The organism is Novosphingobium percolationis (genome assembly GCF_020179425.1).
In the GTDB taxonomy this organism is placed as follows: Bacteria; Pseudomonadota; Alphaproteobacteria; order Sphingomonadales; family Sphingomonadaceae; genus Novosphingobium; species Novosphingobium percolationis.
In genome coordinates this window covers 310,900-326,842 of record NZ_JAILYM010000005.1, presented here as the reverse complement: position 1 = coordinate 326,842, position 15,943 = coordinate 310,900, and the positions used below count along the sequence as shown (strand labels likewise).

The window sequence follows — 15,943 nt, the reverse complement described above, 5'->3', positions numbered from 1 at the left end:
GACGAGGATCGCGCACTTGGTACAGCTTTCGGATTTTGCCGGCTATTCGAGCCTTGTCGCGATGTTTCTGGACCGCGCCGACGCGCGCGGGGATGCGCCGTTCCTTTCGGCCAAGCGCGAGGGCGCGTGGCGCAGCCAGAGCTGGCGGCAGGTGGCGGACAAGGTATGCCTGCTGGCGCAGGCTCTGCGCGATCTCGGCCTGAACGACGGCGACCGGGTGGTGATCGTCTCGGAGAACCGCCCCGAATGGTGCATCGCCGACCTTGCAATCATGGCGGCGGGGCTGGTGACGGTGCCCACCTACACCACCAATACCGAGCGCGACCACCAGCACATCCTCGAGAACTCGGGCGCGCGGGCGGTGATCGTCTCCAGCCCCAAGCTGGCGGCCCCGCTGCTGGCCGCCGCGCTGCGCTCGCCTTGTGTCGAGCACGTGATCGGGATCGAGCCGCTCAAGCGGATGCAGGCGGGCGTGCTGGCATTCCACGAATGGGAGGCGCTCACCAAAGGCGATGCAGCGGCAGCGCGCGCAGGCGTGGATGCACGAATTGCCCGGATCAAGCGCGGCGACACCGCGTGCCTGATCTACACCAGCGGCACCGGCGGCGCGCCGCGCGGGGTGATGCAGCACCACGGCGCGATCCTGGCGAACGTGGAGGGCGCGGCGACGATCCTGGTCGAGGACTTCGGGGTGGAAGACGAGGTGTTCCTCTCGTTCCTGCCGTTGAGCCACGCCTATGAACATACCGGCGGGCAGTACCTGCCGATCGGCATCGGCGCGCAGATCTATTACGCCGAGGGGCTGGAGAAGCTTGCCAGCAACATCGAGGAGACGCGGCCCACGATCATGGTGGTAGTGCCGCGCCTGTTCGAAGTGCTGCGCACGCGGATCATGAAGCAGGTGGAAAAGCAGGGACGCCTTGCCAACTATCTGATGGGCCGGGCGCTGGCGATCGGCGCACGCAAGGCCGAAGGGCGCAAGCGACTGGCCGACGCGCCGATGAACCTGCTGCTGGACGCGGCGTTGCGGCCCAAGATCCGCGCGCGCTTCGGCGGGCGGATGAAGGCGATGGTTTCCGGCGGAGCGCCGCTCAATCCCGAAGTCGGCGTGTTCTTCGACGCGATGGGGCTGACCATGCTGCAAGGCTATGGCCAGACCGAGGCGGGGCCGGTGATTTCGTGCAACCGCCCGCGCGCAGGCCTGAAGATGGACACGGTCGGCCCGCCGATGAAGGGCGTGGAGGTGAAGATCGCGGACGACGGGGAAATCCTCGTGCGGGGCGAACTGGTCATGCACGGCTACTGGCAGAACCCGGCCGAGACGGCGCGCACGCTGGTCGACGGCTGGCTCCACACCGGCGACATCGGCCACATCGACGACCGCGGACGGATCAAGATCACCGACCGCAAGAAGGACATGATCGTCAACGACAAGGGCGACAATGTCTCTCCCCAGAAGATCGAGGGGATGCTGACGCTGCAGCCCGAGATCGCGCAGGCGATGGTTTCGGGCGACAAGCGCCCCTATGTCGTCGGGCTGATCGTGCCCGATCCCGAATGGGCGCTCGACTGGGCGCGCAAACAGGGCGAGCACTTCGATTTCAGGGAATTGCAGGACCTGCCCGCCTTCCGCAACGCGGTGCGTGGTGCGGTGGACCGGGTGAACAAGGACCTGTCGGTGATCGAGAAGGTGCGCCAGTTCGCCTTCGCCGACGAGGCGTTCAGCATCGACAACGAGGAAATGACCCCGTCGATGAAGATCCGCCGCCACAAGATCCGCGAACGCTACGGCGCGCGAATCGATGGGCTGTACAAGGCCTGACGGACGATTAAGGGCTGGCGGCATGGATTCACCTGCCGCCCCGTTTCCCGCGCCCTGGCGCGTCGCCGCGCTCTACCGCTTCGCGCGCTTCGACGATCCGGCGGCACTGATCGCACCCTTGCGCGCGCTGGCCGAGGCGCAGGGCGTGATCGGATCGCTACTGGTGGCGCGCGAGGGAATCAATGGCACGATCGCGGGAAGCGAGGCGGGGCTTGCCGCCGTGCTCGACCACATCCGCGCACTGTCCGGCTGCGCCGATCTCGACGTCAAGCATTCGACAGCGGCGGAACGGCCCTTCGGCAAGTTGAAGGTGCGGCTGAAGCGCGAAATCGTGACCCTGGGTGTGCCCGACATCGACCCGCTGGCGAGCGTCGGCACGTATGTCTCGCCCCAGGACTGGAACGCGCTGATCGCCGACCCGGACACCGTGGTGATCGACACGCGCAACGACTACGAAGTGGCGATCGGCACGTTCGAGCGCGCGATCAACCCCAGGACCGCCAGCTTCCGCGAATTTCCCGAGTGGTTCCGGCGCGAGCGCGACCGGCTGCTGGGCGAAGGACGGCAGCCCAAGGTCGCGATGTTCTGCACCGGCGGCATCCGCTGCGAAAAATCGACCGCCTTCCTCAAGGCCGAGCGCGTCGAGGAGGTGTTCCACCTGAAAGGCGGCATCCTCAACTACCTCGAAACCGTGCCCGAGGACGAAAGCCTGTGGCGTGGGCAATGCTTCGTATTCGACGAACGCGTGAGCATCGGCCACGGCTTGAAGGTGGGCGATTTCCGCAGTTGCCGCGATTGCGGTCGGCCCGTGGGTGCCAGCGACGCGGAGTGCCCGGCCTGCACCTCCACGGCCAGCCACCCCGCCTGATTCGCCCTCAGCCCAACGCGAAGATCTCGAATTCCTCGGTCATGAACACGCAGGAATTGGCGAAATCGATGAAGTTGCGCTCGTCGTTCAGCAGCATCAGCGCGGCATCTTGCCCTGCCGGCGAATTGCCCTTGGCGAAGTCCTCCATGCTGTCCCACCACAGTTCGGTGATGCCGTCATAGCCTTCCTTGAGACCGCGCGTGGGACGGAACGATTCGTTGTAGTCGGGCAGGCGCGTGTGGCTCTGCACATAGCGCCGCGCGCCGATCTCGGCCGCGACCGAGCGCACCTTGGGCCCGTGCTGTTCGAGCCAGTATTTCTGGAATTCCTCCACCGAGAGATCGGCGCGGCGGCGGATGCAGTAGACCATCTTGATCAAGGTGCCTCTCCCGGCAGGTTGCTGTTTGCCACCGATCGTGGCGCAGGAGGGCGCGGGGAGCAAGCGGTTCAGGCAGCTTCCATCTCGACGAATTCGGGAAAGAAGCGCGGCGGGCGGGTCGACCAGCCGGGCGCGGTCGCGGCGGCTTCGCTGATCGACTGGAGCAGGGCCTTGCGCCGTGCCGGTTCGATCTGCGGCAGCGCGGCCGCGGCGCAGAACGCGGCCGGCAGCCACGGACGGACCGCGGCGCCCGCCAAGCGTTCATAGAGGAAGCGGTAGGCTGAAAAGCTTTCGAGGTGGTCCTGCCCGAGATCGAAGGCGGACAGGCGCACGAGCTTGCCCACGAAGGGTTCGAGGCCTGACGGGCCCGGCCCTTCGGGCAGCATCCGGCGCAGGACGGCAAGATCCTGGTACAGGATGGTCTGCGTGCGGATCGAGGCGGCCTCCACGCCATCGCGCGCCCACAACCGGAAGGCATCGCGGCGGGCGAGGCCGACATCGAGGCTGCGGCGGATGTAGCGCTGCGTGCCCGCGGCAAAGCCCGCGAATTCGCGCATTTCGGACAGGATCTGCCCCGCCCCGCCGCTGCTGCCAGCGGGGCCATGGGGATCGTGGTAGGTCATCGCTGGCTCGGCTCCGTGCCGCGCCAGAACCGGGGGGAATGGTTCGGCGCGGCACGGGAACGATGGGCCCTGCGTGGTTAGAACCGGCTTAAGCAAGCGATCCGAAGGCTGCCCGAGACCTTCAGCCGGAAGCGGTAACCGTGTTTTCCGGCTTCAGGCATTCCGCGCCATCAGCCCGCCATCGACCGGGATGGTCGCGCCGGTCAGGAACGAGGCGGCGGGCAGGCACAGGCTGAGCGTCATGTGCGCGACTTCCTCGGGTGCGCCATAGCGGCGCAGCGCGGTGCGGCGCTTGGCGTAAAGCTCCTTGTGCTCATCCGAGATCGCGGCCGTCATGCCGGTAAGGATCGGCCCGGGGCAGATGCAGTTGACGGTGATGCCTTCCTTGCCGAACTCCACGGCAAGGCTGCGGGTGAGGCCGGTGACGCCCGCCTTGGCCGCGCTGTATGCGCTCTGGTGCAGCGTCGCGCCCAGCGCCTCGGTCGAAGCGATGTTGACGATGCGCGGGCTCTTCGACTTGCGCAGCCAGGGCAGCGCGGCGCGGATCATGCGCTGGTGCGAGGTGAGCAGGACGGCGATGGTGCGGTCCCACACCGCGTCGTAGTTCGGATCCTCCAGCGGCGTGGCGCTGGCGATGCCGGCATTGTTCACCACCACGTCGATCCCGCCAAAGCGCGCGGCAACGTCGGCCACGAAGGCTTCGAGCGCACCACGATCGGTAATGTCGAGCGGCCAGGCCTGCGCCGAACCACCCGCGGCGCGAATCGCGGCCGCCACCTTTTCCACCGCTTCGCCGTTGATGTCGCACAGCGCCACGTTGGCGCCATCGCGCGCGAAGACTTCGGCAGTGGCACGCCCCATGCCGCTGCCCGCGCCGGTGACGATCGCGGTCAATCCGGCGACGCTGCGCGCGGGGTCCTTGTCCTGCATCCTGCTCTCCTTGCCCTTTGGCCTGTCTTTTCTGGTCAGGCATGACTGCATGAAAAGCGGGCAGGAGCAAGCCGCATCAGCGGCGACGGTAGCGGAAGTACCAGACTTCGTGCCCGTAGACGGTGCGGGCCTTGTGTTCGTAGCGCGTTTCGGGCCAGCCGCCGGGGCGCACCTGGAAATCGCGCGCCTCCTGCGCCAGCCATTCGAACTGGTGGGTGTGGCGCTGCATCACCATCAGCGCGTGGCGCAGATAGATGGCGTGATCGGTGCCGAAGCGGAATTCGCCACCGGGCCGCAGCTTGGCCGCGAACAGATCGACCGGGCCATCGTTCATCATCCGGCGCTTGGCATGGCGCGCCTTGGGCCAGGGATCGGGGTGCAGCAGGTAGAGGAACGAGAGCGAGCCGTCGGGAATGCGGCGCAGCACTTCGAGCGCATCGCCGTGGTGGATGCGCACGTTGCGGATCGGCGGGTGCGCGCCGCCATCGCCATCGACGTGGGTCAGCGCCTGCGCCACGCCGTTGAGGAATGGCTCAGCGCCGATGAAGCCGTGGTCGGGCAGCATGTCGGCGCGGAAGGCCATGTGCTCGCCCCCGCCGAAGCCGATCTCGAAATGGAGCGGGCAATCGCGCCCGAACAGGCCTTGCGCGGTCACAGGCCCTTCGGCGGGCACCGCGATCTGCGGCAGGAGATTGTCGACCAGCGCCTGCTGGCCCTGCCGCAGCGGCTTGCCCTTGGCGCGGCCATAGAGGCGGTTGATGGTGGTCGGGTCACCGGGCTTGTGGGCGGTCATGGCGGGGCCGTTGGCAGGGTCCGGGGCAGGGGTCAATGGGAGACGGCGCGAGCGGTAGATGCGCAACCGATGCCTTGCAAAATTGACCGTGCAGCATCTAACTTGGACCATACTGCAAATCGGGCAGATTTCTCAGAGACGGGAGAAGATATGCAGCACCGCAAAGCCACATTTTGTTCAGCACTTGCCGTAATTCTGGTGGGTGCACCGCAAGTATATGCGCAGAAAATCCAGCACGTTCCGCTCAACGGTGCATCCACGCCCGTGACGACCGTGCTTCCCGAGGAGCTTTTCGGAACGTACCGTTACGAGAAGAAGGGCGAGCCGCTGGTCGAGCTTCGAGCCGATGGAACCGGCAGTTTCCAGCCGCACATGGTCGCACCGATCCCTATAAAATACTGGTTACTCGCCGATGAAAACGGCAAGCCTGCCCGGGTGAACGGCCAGGGCAACCCGAACTACCGCCTGACGCTTGTCGTCCAGTACGGCGCAGGTGGTGGCGGCAACTATCCGCAAGGCGGGTATGATGCGATGGACTGGACGATGAACGTCGAAGAGGGATGCGCGATCATTCTTGGCGAACGCTACAAGTGCTGATCCGGCAGACCTGGCGGGCATAAAGAACGGCCCGCGCCAGGGAGCGCGGGCCGTCGGGGGTACTTCGTGGGGATGGCGTGAAAAGCGGATCAGGCCGCTTCGATCGCGCTCATGTCGTCGGGATCGCGCAGCACGTAGCCGCGGCCCCAGACGGTTTCGATGTAGTTTTCACCACCACAGGCATGCGCCAACTTCTTGCGCAGCTTGCAGATGAACACGTCGATGATCTTGAGTTCGGGCTCGTCCATGCCACCGTAGAGGTGATTGAGGAACATTTCCTTGGTCAGCGTGGTGCCCTTGCGCAGCGAGAGCAACTCGAGCATCGCGTATTCCTTGCCCGTCAGGTGGACGCGGGCGCTGTCGACCTCGACGGTCTTGGCGTCGAGGTTGACCGAAAGCTTGCCGGTGCGGATGACCGACTGCGAGTGGCCCTTCGAACGGCGCACCACGGCGTGGATGCGGGCGATGAGTTCTTCGCGATGGAAGGGCTTGGTCACGTAATCGTCGGCGCCGAAGCCGAACGAGCGGACCTTGCTGTCCATTTCCGAGATGCCCGACAGGATCAGCACCGGCGTCTGCACCTTGGCGACGCGCAGCTTCTTGAGCACGTCATACCCGTGCATGTCGGGCAGGTTCAGGTCGAGCAGGATGATATCGTAGTCGTAGAGCTTGCCCAGATCGAGGCCTTCTTCCCCGAGGTCGGTGGAATAGACGTTGAAACCCTCGGCACTCAACATGAGCTCGATCGCCTTGGCGGTCGTCGGCTCGTCCTCGATCAGCAGCACACGCATGAAGCGCCCCCAAATAAATGCCAGTCCCCAGCGCAATCCCGAAACCTTCTCGGACCGGACGTGCGCCCCATTAACCATAGGAGGAATGAACGATAAAGGTTAATTTATCGTAAGTGGCGCGGTGCGACGAAAATCGTTTGCCACTTCGATACCGAATTTAAGGGATTGCCCTTATACAATACCGCTGGCGCGGCCAGAAACGGGCCGGCACCGAGGCTCACGCCCCGGCCACGCCGATGCTGGAAGCCGCTTCGCGCAGGCGGCGCGCGTTCTGCTGATCGTTACGAAAGGCGGCCAGCCCGTCCTTGAGCGCCTGCGCCGCGCGCGAAGGTTCGCCCAGCTGCATCCGGCTGCGCATCAGCATGATCCAGCCATCGGCATTGTCTGGGCGATTCTTCAGCTTCGTTTCGAGCCCGTCCACCATGGAGCGAATCATCGCCTCCTGCTGGCCTTTGGGCAGTCCGGCGGCGGCTTTCATGTCGGCGCTGGTCGGACCGGGAATTCCCGCCGCGGCGACTTTCGCGCCGTCGGTCGTCATGCCGCCAGCGGGCGCGGCGAACTGCGCTTCGGCGAGGCGCTCCTCGACCTCGATCTTGTGTTTGGCACCCACCTCGCGAATCACCTTGCGGATGTCCTCGGCATAGGGCGCATCGGCGGGGGTATCGGCCAGCAGCGCGAACCAGGCCTTGATCGCGCGGCGGTGGTTACCGGAGAGGTCCATGGCGACCGCCTTGAAATAGCGCGCGCGCGCGTCCTTGGGGTCGAGCTTCAGGGCCTTGTCGAAGGCGGCGCGCGCATCGGGCGGGATGCGGCCTTCCTTGTTGCTGGCGAGCACCAGCGCCTCGCCCAGGAACGAGAAGGTCTCGGCGTGTTCGGGATCGAGCTTCGTCGCCTTCTTCAACGCGGTCGCGGCTTCGGCATAGCGTTCGGTCTGGAAATAGGACCAGCCGAGCATGCGCCAGCCTTCGGCATCGTCGGGATTGTCGGCCAGCCGCTTTTCCAGCTTGGCGATGACGTCATCGACCGAAGGCGTCTGGCTTTCCATCGGGACCGGCGGTTGCGGCTGGATCTGCGCGACGTTTTCGTGCGGCTGCCGGAAGGCGGCGACCCCGCCCGCCGCAAGCGCGACCACGGCGGCCAGGCCAAGCAGCAGCTTGCCCGCGCGCCCGGCAGGCCGGGTGCCTGCATCATCGCCCGCATCGGCGCTGCTGGACGGGATCTCGGCCTCGGTCATTCCACGCTCCTGCACCGCGTCGGGAAGTGACGCGCCGTGCCATGCCTTGCGCGCATATCGCGGCGGCGGGCGGGTACGCAAGCCGCACCGCAGGCCCTTGGAAAAGCAGGTCGAACATAGCGCCGATACCGGGACGATTTGCAGGTGGCAAAGCGCCATGCTTGGGCTAAGCTTGCAAACCAGACGGGTTCGCGCCGATCAACAACGACAGAAAAGACGGGGGGAGATGGCGCACGGACGAGGCGCCGGTCGCCCTGCATGGCGGGGGACGCGCGCCGGTGAGTGTGGTCTACAAGGTTGCGATCGTGGGGTCAGGCCCCGCAGGAATGAGCGCGGCGAGCCGGGCGGCGCAGCTCGGGCTCGACCATGTCCTGCTCGAAAAGACCGACCACCTGTCGGACACGATCTTCAAATACCAGAAGGGCAAGCACGTGATGGCCACGCCATCACAGCTGATCCTGCGCTCCGACCAGGAATTCGACGCGGGCAAGCGCGAGGACATCCTCGAAAAGTGGAATGCGCGCACCGCCGAACTGGGCGTGAACGTGAAGTACGATGCCGACGTCAAGGCGATCCGCGGCACCGGCGAGGCGATTCCCGGCTCGATCCAGAAGATCGTGACCCGCGCGCGCGACGGATCGACCACCACAAAGGAAATCCAGCGCCACGCCCCGCCTTATGCGATCGAGCTGACCAATGGCGAGACGGTCATGGCCGAAACGGTCGTGCTGGCGATCGGCACGCAGGGCAACCCCAACCTGATGCGCTGCCCCGGCTTCGACCTGCCGCACGTGACCTACCAGCTCGACGATCCCACCGCGATCCTCGACGAACACATCGTGGTGGTCGGCACGGGCGATGCCGGAATCGAGAACGCGCGCGGCCTTGCCGAAGACCCGGCGCAGGGCAACGTCGTCACCATCCTCAACCGCAATCCCAAGTCGGCCAACGTGCGCGAAAGTTTCGCCACGGCCAAGGAACCCAATGCCAAGGCGCTGGCCGAGGACGACGCCGCGGGCAAGCTGACCATCCGCTACGAAACCGAGACCAAGGCGATCGAGCCGGGCTGGATCACGCTCAACACCCGCGATGGCGAGGAGCGCATCCGCTGCGACCGGATCATCGCCCGCATCGGTTCGGCCCCGCCGCGCGGCTTTGTCGAGGCTTGCGGGATCGAGTTCGCCAGCACCGACCGCCTCGCCTTCCCCACGCTGTCGCCGCAGTTCGAATCGAGCGCACCGGGCATCTTCGTGATCGGCGCGCTGGCCGGCTATCCGCTGATCAAGCACTGCATGAACCAGGGCTATGACGTGGTCGAGTTCATCGCGGGCAACCGGACGTTGAAGCCCGCCGACGAGCCGCTGCTGGAGGCCAAGTTCGCAGGGCTTCCCGGTAATCGCAGCGTCAACGACTGGCTGGAGTTCCTGCGCGGCCGCGTGACCATCCTCGAAGGCATGACCACGCTGCAGCTGCGCGAGTTCATGCTCGATTCGGACGCGCGCTTCTACCGCAAGGGCGCGACGGTCTTCGAGAAGAACGACCCCGGATCGTCGCTGTTCGCGATTGCCGACGGATCGGTCCACGTGCGGCTCGATCCCAACGATGCGAGCAAGGTGGTGCCGATTCCGACGGGCACGATCTTCGGCGAAGTCGGCCTGATCTCGGGCCGGCGGCGCGGCGCAACGATCGTGGCGGCGGAAGACTGCATCTGCGTCGAGATCAGCCGCAACGCCGCGCTCAAGCTGCAGAGCCAGGTGCCGAGCGCCAAGCGCGCGATCGAGCGCATCTCGATCGAGCGCCAGCTGCTGCAGATGTTCGGATCGGGGCTGGTCAAGGAAGACGTGGCCGAAGTGGTCGACAAGGCGAAGATCGTCTCGGTGCGCGCGGGCGATGCGATCATCAAGGAAGGCGACGACGACAAGGACATCTACGTCATCCGCGTCGGCTCAATGATCGTGGAGAAGGAAGTCGGCGGCAAGCCGGTGTTCCTGTCATACCTGCCCGCAGGCTCCTATGTCGGCGAAATGGCGCTGATCGACGGCGGCCAGCGCACCGCCACGGTACGCGCCGCGATCAAGAGCGAAGTGATAAGGATCGACGGCGAGGCGTTTTCGCGCGTGCTGTCGGCCAAGCCCGCGCTGCTCGAACGCGCGCGCAAGGACATGGAGGTGCGCCGCCGCACCAATGCCTTCGTCGAATCGAAGAAGGACGGCTTTTCGGGCGTCGTCGATCTCTATTCGGAACAGGCCAAGTTCCTCGTTTCGCAAGGGCTGGGCGAAGCGACCGACGTGCTGCTGATCGATGAGCGGCTGTGCGTGGGTTGCGACAATTGCGAAAAGGCCTGCGCCGACAGCCATGACGGCCTGTCGCGGCTCGATCGCGAGGCGGGCAAGAGCTTCGCCCACCTGCACGTGCCCACCAGCTGCCGCCACTGCGAACACCCGCACTGCATGGCCGATTGCCCGCCCAACGCGATCCAGCGCGGGCCGGACGGCGAAGTGCGCATCAACGATACCTGCATCGGCTGCGGCAATTGCCAGCGCAACTGCCCCTATGGCGTGATCCGCATGGACAAGGTGCCGCCGAAGAAGCCGGGCCTTTTGAGCTGGCTGTTCCTCGGCAAGGGGCCGGGCCCCGGCGAGCCGCCGTACAAGTGGTCGAAGAAGAACACCAAGTACACCGGCGATCCGGCGGTGGACGAGGCGCTCGACCGCAAGAAGGCGATCAAGTGCGACATGTGCGCCGGCATCGAGGGCGGCCCCAGCTGCGTGCGCGCGTGCCCGACCGGGGCGGCGATCCGCGTTTCGCCCGACGAGTTCCTGACCGTCGCACGGCTCGAGAACGAGGGAGCCTGAGCCATGGCGAGCCTTGCCCCGCGCCGCCGCACCGGCGCCAGCCGCGAGCGCACCGCCACGCACGAGGGCTTCCTCGCGCATCGGAACTATCGCTGGCTCAAGCTGTCCGCCGCGCTCGCGACGTTGCTGATCGGGCTCTACCTGTTCGTGCCGCTGCCGGGCACGCACTTCGGATCGAGCTGGCTGGGCTATACGCTGGGCACGATCGGCGCGCTGCTGATCCTGTGGCTGACCATGCTGGGGGTGAGGAAGCGGGCGATCACGCCGGGGCGCTGGAGCCTGAAGGCGTGGACGAGCGCACACGTCTACCTTGGCCTGCTGCTGATCGTGGTGGGCACGCTGCATTCGGGCTTTGCCTTCGGCTGGAACGTGCACACGCTGGCCTGGGCGCTGATGATGCTGGTGATCGTGTCGGGCATGTTCGGCATCTGGGTCTATGCCACGCTGCCGCGCGCCTTGTCGGAAAACCGCTATGACGCCGAAGGCGCGATCACCGAAAAGCAGATGGTCGAGGCGATCCGCTCGCTCGACCGGCAGATCCACGATGCCGCGCAGCCGCTGGATGCGGAGAACGCCGTGCTGGTTAACCGCAGCCTTGAGGAAGATCCCTTCGCGGGCACGTTCTGGAACCGGCTGACCGGGCGCTATCCCAAGGATGCGACGCGCGCAGCGGCGGGCGAGCTGCGCCAGCGCCGGGCGTTCCTGCCGCGCCGGGCGGACGATCCGCTCGACAAGGTCGACGCTCTGCTGACGCGCAAGGAAGCGATGCTGTCGCGGATGCGGCGGCACCTCAAGCTCAAGACCTGGTTGCAGGCGTGGCTCTATGTCCACGTGCCGGTGACCTTTGCCCTGATCGCGGCGCTGTCGGCGCATGTCGTCGCCGTGTTCTTCTACTGGTGAGGGCCAAGCCATGACGTTCCTGGTCCGCCAGATCGCGCTCAAGTCCAACGGCGAGGAGATCGTCCGCCCATCCACGATCGAGGGCGACGAACTGCTGATCGGCCGCGATTCGGCTTGCGCCGTCCATCTGCCCGACCTCGCGGTCGACCCCCGCCATGCGCGGGCGCGGATCGAGCGCGACGGGGTGTTGCTGGTCGAATCGCTGGGCGAACAACCCTTCGAGGCCGACGGGCGCAGCACCAAGAGCCGCACGATCGATCCCGCCGTGGGCGCGGAGCTGGGCTTTGGCGGGCACCGCCTGACCGTCTCGCGCGATGCCGACAGCGGCGCGCCGGTGATCACCGTGCGCCGGATCGAAGCGGTCTCGGAAAGCGCCGAGGACATCGACCTGGGCAGCGCGTTCACGCTGAAGGGCCTGCTGCCGGGCAAGCGCGCGTCGGCATGGGTGTTCGCGCTGGCCATGCTGGTGGCGTTCCTCGCCGTGCCGATCTGGACTTATGCCACCTACCAGCCGCTGGCGATGGACAAGGACGCGCGGCGTCCGGCGGGCGTGCATGGCGATACGGCGTGGAAATCGGGGCACCTGAGCCTTGCCCACCACAACCTTGAGAACGACTGCCAGGCCTGCCACACCAAGGCCTTCGTCGCGGTGACCGACAACGCCTGCCTCACCTGCCACAAGGAAGACGCGCACAGCCACATTCCAGATGGCGCACGGCTGCTGCGCGCGCGGGGCGAACCGCAAGGCATGGCGCGGCTGACGCAGGCGGTGGCGAGCACGTTCAATCGTCCGCAAGGCCGGTGTGTCGGATGTCACACCGAGCATGAAGGTGCCGGTGCTATGCCCGCCACGCGGCAGCAATTCTGCACCGATTGCCACGACGGATTGAGGTCTCGCTTGCCCGACAGCAAACTTGCCGACGCCGCCGATTTCGGAACGGCCCATCCCCAGTTCCGCCCCAGCCTGATCCGGACGGTGGCGGCGGACGGCAAGCCCGTGTTCGCGCAAGTAAGCTGGGCGCCGGGGCTGAAGGAAGCGAACGGGCTGAAGTTCACGCACGCACAGCACCTGTCGCACAGCAACGGCGTGGCGCAGATGGTGCGCCGCCGCCCGGGCCAGTTCGCCGCAAACGACGCACTGGGCTGCCAGGATTGCCACAAGGCCGAGGCCGGTGGCGCACGGTTCAAGCCGGTGGTGATGGAGGAAGCCTGCGAGAGCTGCCATTCGCTGACCTTCGACCAGATCGGCGGCACCTTCCGCACGCTCCGCCATGGTCAGCCGGAGCAGGTGGTGGCCGACTTGCGCGCCTACTATCGCGGCGGCGCGCCCACGCGGCCCGCGATGCTGTCGGGCATGGCGCGGCGCATTCCGGGCGATGCCGCACGCACGGCAAGCGCGGCGGACTATGCCCGCGCGGTGCATTTCTATCCGACGCGCGGCGACCAGGCGGTGGCGCAAGTCTTCGGCAAGGGCGGCATGTGCTTCGACTGCCACACCGTGACCCGCACCGGCGGCGCGGCGACCGATGGCTTTGCGGTGCAGAAGGTGGCGCAGAACACGCGCTATTACCACGTCGGCTGGTTCGACCACACCGACCACCGCAAGACCGACTGCGCCACGTGCCACACCCGCGCGAAAACCTCGAACGACGCATCGGACCTGCTGGTGCCGGGGCTCGATGGGCCGGGCGGATGCCGTTCCTGCCACGTGGGCGAGGATGGCGCGAAGCTGGCGGGCGCGAACGTGAAGGACCCGGTCAAGTCGGGCTGCGCGATGTGCCATGCCTATCACATGGATGGAGGCGAACCCTGGAAGCCTGCCGACGAGCGCAAGAAGCGCGCCATCGTCACCACCGCGGTGGCAGATCGCCCGCGTCTGCCCGCTGTGATGCGCTAGAGGTCGTCCCATGCTGATAGCGCAGATCACCGACATCCACCTGGGGTTCGAGCCGGACACGCCCGACGAGTTCAACCGCCAGCGGCTCGACCGCGTGCTGGCCGAGCTTGCCGCGCTGGAGCCGCGCCCCGACCTGCTGCTGCTGACCGGCGACCTTGTCGATCGCGGCGACCGCGCCAGCTACGAGCGGCTGGACGAGGCGTTGCAGGGCCTGCCCTTCCCCGTCCACTTCGCGCTGGGCAACCACGACGAGCGCGCGACGTTCCGCGCGGTGTTTCCCGATGTCGCCTTCACCGATGGCTTCCTGCAATATGCGATCGAAGGCGGCCCGCTGCGGCTGCTGGTGCTCGATACGCTGGAGGAAGGCCGTCACGGCGGCGCGTTCTGCGAAACGCGCGCACAATGGCTCGCGGCGCGGCTCAACGAAGCGCCCGAACAGCGCACGCTGGTCGTGCTGCACCACCCGCCGATGGAAGTGGGCATCCCGTGGATGAACACCGACCCGGCCGAGGCCTGGGTCGAACGGCTGGCGCATGTCCTGCGCGGACGCGCCAACGTCACCGGACTGATCTGCGGGCACATCCACCGCGCCATCACCGCGCGGTGGGAAGGCCACCTTGTCGCCACCTGCCCGTCGACCGCACCGCAGGTCGGGCTGGACTTGCGCCCGCTCGATCCCGACAGCCCCGACGAGCGCGCGCTGATCGTGGCCGATGCGCCGGGCTATGCGCTGCACTGGTGGAACGGGCGCGAGCTGATCACGCACTGGGACAGCGCGGGCGACAAGGACGTGCTGGCGCGCTTCGACGCGCGCTTGCAGGGCATGGTGCAGGATATGATGGCCGAACGCCCCAGCCGGGCAGTGGCGGAATAGTCAGCGCGCGTTGGCGGTGCGGGTGCCGGTAACGCCCAATCCGTCCCGCCCAAGGCCATCCCTGTTGTACGGATCGGCGCGGAAGGCGATCTGGCCCTGCGCATCGGGCGCGGCAGTCAGGTAGGTGATGTAGACCGGCACCGGCACCGGCAGATCGACGCGCTGCTCGATCGCCTTGCCGCCGCGCGGCAGTGGCTTGCCCATCAGCCAGCGGCCGAGGCGCGGCGCGTCTTCGAGCCGCACGCAGCCCGAGCTGAACTGCCGCTCGTCCTCCTTCATCAGCCCCTTTTCGGGAGTATCGTGAAGGTAGATCCCTTGCGCGTTGGGGAACATGAACTTGACCCGGCCCATGAAGTTGTCGCCGCCGGGCAGCTGGCGCACGCGGGCTTCGGTCTGGCCGGTGGCAACCGCCTGCCAATCGACCATTGCAGGATCGATCACGCGGGCCCCGTCATCCCAGCCCGACAGCACCTGATAGCCCTTGGCCTTGAGATAGCCGAGGCCCTTGCCCAGCACGTTGGGGGCGATCCGTGCCTTCACCAGATCGGGGGGGATGTTCCAGTAGGGGTTGAGCTGGGCATAGCGCAGGAAGCCCGCCATCATCGGCGTGGGCATGTCGGGCTTGCCGACGACCACGCGCATCGTGCCCACGGCCTTGCCGTCCTGCATCATCGTCAGCCGCGCGGCAGCGGCATCGACGACCACGTAGCGCCCCGTGGCGAAAGCCGGGAGCGCGCGTACGCGCTGGAGGTTGGCGTCAAGCACGGTGCGGGTGGGCGCATCCAGATCGTCGCGTGCCAAGGCCTGTCGCAAGGGCGCGTACCATGGGTTCATCCAGCCCATCTGCGCCACGAAGCGATCGAGCGACGGCGCGGCGGCAGCCATCTGCAGCACCGCGCCAGTGGTCGGCACGACCGGCATCAGCGCAGGCGATTCGGCGATGATCTCCGCGCGCGGCGCCTTGCGCATCTGCTGGACATAGGCTGCCAGCGCGCGGCTCGCCGCAATCTCGGCGCGCAGCAGGTTGGCGGGCGTGGGGTCTTCGGCGCGGTCGAGCGCCTTGCGCAGATCGCCTTCGCGCGCCTTCTTCGGCTTCACGCCATCGAGCCTGGCATCGTGGATCAGCGCCATCAGCGTCTTCGCGGCAGGGCCCACTGCATCGTCGGCAATCCACAGCGGGCGGTAGCCGCGCGCGGCATAGAAGGCGCGAAGGTCGCTCAGGTCGCCGCCAGTGTCGTCCAGTTCCTGCGCCAGATCGGCAGGCGCGAGCTGCGCCAGTGCCGCACCCGGCGTCAGCACCAGCGCCGAGGCGACAAGCCCCAGCGCGAGGGCGAGACGGCGGACCGGACGGCCCGACATGGACTGTTCGATCCGCCGCAT

General features: G+C 66.9%; 14 protein-coding genes. 7 read left to right on the top strand and 7 right to left on the bottom strand.

Annotation, left to right across the window (positions count from 1 at the left end):
* The first annotated feature begins 61 nt into the window (after positions 1–61).
* Positions 62–1,822 carry an AMP-dependent synthetase/ligase gene (locus tag K3A84_RS15015; RefSeq protein WP_225010184.1) on the top strand — a complete coding sequence of 587 codons (1,761 nt, stop codon included), beginning with the start codon at positions 62–64 and terminating at the stop codon, positions 1,820–1,822.
* A gap of 22 nt (positions 1,823–1,844) precedes the next feature.
* Positions 1,845–2,690, top strand: a complete 846-nt coding sequence (gene trhO, locus K3A84_RS15010) for an oxygen-dependent tRNA uridine(34) hydroxylase TrhO (RefSeq protein ID WP_225010157.1) — start codon at positions 1,845–1,847, stop codon at positions 2,688–2,690.
* Positions 2,691–2,697: 7 nt separating this feature from the next.
* Here the strand turns inward: trhO and K3A84_RS15005 are convergent, their stop codons facing one another.
* The 4 genes from K3A84_RS15005 to trmB form a co-directional block, all read right to left on the bottom strand.
* Positions 2,698–3,060, bottom strand: coding sequence for an EthD domain-containing protein (locus K3A84_RS15005; protein ID WP_225010183.1), 363 nt, complete (start codon positions 3,058–3,060; stop codon positions 2,698–2,700).
* Between the two features lie 77 nt (positions 3,061–3,137).
* The gene (locus K3A84_RS15000; protein WP_225010156.1) at positions 3,138–3,692 is read right to left on the bottom strand and encodes a hypothetical protein; all 555 of its coding nucleotides are present in this window, start codon (positions 3,690–3,692) and stop codon (positions 3,138–3,140) included.
* A gap of 153 nt (positions 3,693–3,845) precedes the next feature.
* A complete protein-coding gene (locus K3A84_RS14995) occupies positions 3,846–4,622 on the bottom strand; it encodes an SDR family NAD(P)-dependent oxidoreductase (protein WP_225010155.1) in 777 nt (258 codons plus the stop codon).
* 76 nt (positions 4,623–4,698) lie between these two features.
* The gene (gene trmB, locus K3A84_RS14990) at positions 4,699–5,415 is read right to left on the bottom strand and encodes a tRNA (guanine(46)-N(7))-methyltransferase TrmB (protein ID WP_225010154.1); all 717 of its coding nucleotides are present in this window, start codon (positions 5,413–5,415) and stop codon (positions 4,699–4,701) included.
* Between the two features lie 150 nt (positions 5,416–5,565).
* On the opposite strand from trmB, the gene K3A84_RS14985 reads away from it, so the two are divergent.
* Positions 5,566–6,012, top strand: a complete 447-nt coding sequence (locus tag K3A84_RS14985) for a hypothetical protein (RefSeq protein WP_225010153.1) — start codon at positions 5,566–5,568, stop codon at positions 6,010–6,012.
* 89 nt (positions 6,013–6,101) lie between these two features.
* On the opposite strand, the gene ctrA is transcribed toward K3A84_RS14985, so the two are convergent.
* Both ctrA and K3A84_RS14975 read right to left on the bottom strand, forming a co-directional pair.
* A complete protein-coding gene (ctrA, locus tag K3A84_RS14980; protein ID WP_169493779.1) occupies positions 6,102–6,803 on the bottom strand; it encodes a response regulator transcription factor CtrA in 702 nt (233 codons plus the stop codon).
* A gap of 217 nt (positions 6,804–7,020) precedes the next feature.
* Positions 7,021–8,037: a tetratricopeptide repeat protein gene (locus tag K3A84_RS14975; RefSeq protein ID WP_225010152.1), complete on the bottom strand. Its 1,017-nt coding sequence runs from the start codon at positions 8,035–8,037 to the stop codon at positions 7,021–7,023.
* Positions 8,038–8,315: 278 nt separating this feature from the next.
* Here K3A84_RS14975 and K3A84_RS14970 point away from each other — a divergent pair, with 278 nt between their 5' ends.
* The 4 genes from K3A84_RS14970 to K3A84_RS14955 are packed head-to-tail and all read left to right on the top strand — an operon-like array spanning position 8,316 to position 14,563.
* Positions 8,316–10,892, top strand: coding sequence for a cyclic nucleotide-binding domain-containing protein (locus tag K3A84_RS14970; protein ID WP_225010151.1), 2,577 nt, complete (start codon positions 8,316–8,318; stop codon positions 10,890–10,892).
* A gap of 3 nt (positions 10,893–10,895) precedes the next feature.
* Positions 10,896–11,792, top strand: coding sequence for an SLC5/6 family protein (locus tag K3A84_RS14965; protein ID WP_225010150.1), 897 nt, complete (start codon positions 10,896–10,898; stop codon positions 11,790–11,792).
* A 10-nt stretch (positions 11,793–11,802) separates the two neighbouring features.
* A complete protein-coding gene (locus K3A84_RS14960; protein WP_225010149.1) occupies positions 11,803–13,689 on the top strand; it encodes a cytochrome c3 family protein in 1,887 nt (628 codons plus the stop codon).
* A gap of 10 nt (positions 13,690–13,699) precedes the next feature.
* Entirely contained in the window at positions 13,700–14,563 is an 864-nt protein-coding gene (locus K3A84_RS14955; protein ID WP_225010148.1) for a phosphodiesterase, read from the top strand.
* Here the strand turns inward: K3A84_RS14955 and K3A84_RS14950 are convergent, their stop codons facing one another.
* Positions 14,564–15,943 (bottom strand): L,D-transpeptidase scaffold domain-containing protein, encoded by a 1,380-nt coding sequence (locus tag K3A84_RS14950; RefSeq protein ID WP_225010147.1) that lies wholly within the window; start codon positions 15,941–15,943, stop codon positions 14,564–14,566.

Excerpts from the sequence above, each read along its gene's own strand:
- K3A84_RS15015 (WP_225010184.1), top strand. The coding sequence starts at position 62 with ATGTTTCTGGACCGCGCCGACGCGCGCGGGGATGCGCCGTTCCTTTCG.
- trhO (WP_225010157.1), top strand. The coding sequence starts at position 1,845 with ATGGATTCACCTGCCGCCCCGTTTCCCGCGCCCTGGCGCGTCGCCGCG.
- K3A84_RS15005 (WP_225010183.1), bottom strand. The coding sequence starts at position 3,060 with ATGGTCTACTGCATCCGCCGCCGCGCCGATCTCTCGGTGGAGGAATTC.
- K3A84_RS15000 (WP_225010156.1), bottom strand. The coding sequence starts at position 3,692 with ATGACCTACCACGATCCCCATGGCCCCGCTGGCAGCAGCGGCGGGGCG.
- K3A84_RS14995 (WP_225010155.1), bottom strand. The coding sequence starts at position 4,622 with ATGCAGGACAAGGACCCCGCGCGCAGCGTCGCCGGATTGACCGCGATC.
- trmB (WP_225010154.1), bottom strand. The coding sequence starts at position 5,415 with ATGACCGCCCACAAGCCCGGTGACCCGACCACCATCAACCGCCTCTAT.
- K3A84_RS14985 (WP_225010153.1), top strand. The coding sequence starts at position 5,566 with ATGCAGCACCGCAAAGCCACATTTTGTTCAGCACTTGCCGTAATTCTG.
- ctrA (WP_169493779.1), bottom strand. The coding sequence starts at position 6,803 with ATGCGTGTGCTGCTGATCGAGGACGAGCCGACGACCGCCAAGGCGATC.
- K3A84_RS14975 (WP_225010152.1), bottom strand. The coding sequence starts at position 8,037 with ATGACCGAGGCCGAGATCCCGTCCAGCAGCGCCGATGCGGGCGATGAT.
- K3A84_RS14965 (WP_225010150.1), top strand. The coding sequence starts at position 10,896 with ATGGCGAGCCTTGCCCCGCGCCGCCGCACCGGCGCCAGCCGCGAGCGC.
- K3A84_RS14960 (WP_225010149.1), top strand. The coding sequence starts at position 11,803 with ATGACGTTCCTGGTCCGCCAGATCGCGCTCAAGTCCAACGGCGAGGAG.
- K3A84_RS14955 (WP_225010148.1), top strand. The coding sequence starts at position 13,700 with ATGCTGATAGCGCAGATCACCGACATCCACCTGGGGTTCGAGCCGGAC.
- K3A84_RS14950 (WP_225010147.1), bottom strand. The coding sequence starts at position 15,943 with ATGCGGCGGATCGAACAGTCCATGTCGGGCCGTCCGGTCCGCCGTCTC.